Raw genomic sequence first — 344 nt, 5'->3', positions numbered from 1 at the left:
CAAAGTTTATTGCAACGCCACGCCGGCCGGCAGTCGCTGATGGGGAATCAGGATCTGCAAGGATTAGCCGTGCTGCGACAGGCGTTGTCAGATTATCTGTCCTCCAGCCGATCGGTTCACTGCGATCCCAGCAGGATCATTATTACCGCCGGGGCACAGCAGGCGCTGTCACTTGCCCTGCTGGCAACGCTCAATCGGGGTGACAGGATCCTGATGGAGCAGCCTGGCTACACCCAGATGCGCAAGATCATTGACTGGCAGGGCTATCAGTTACAAACACTCAACATACAGCCATATCAGGGGCTGGACGTTAATTCCGTACTGACCAGTGAGTCAGAGGCACT

1 protein-coding gene is annotated in these 344 nt (G+C 55.8%); it reads left to right on the top strand.

The genetic code is table 11. The features are described from left to right. Positions 1–344: aminotransferase class I/II-fold pyridoxal phosphate-dependent enzyme (locus ACYP03_RS24950; protein ID WP_459782518.1), on the top strand; the 344-nt coding region annotated here is incomplete at both ends.

The sequence above is a fragment of the Photobacterium sp. R1 genome (assembly GCF_054600795.1).
This window is presented reverse-complemented; position numbering and strand designations above follow the sequence as displayed.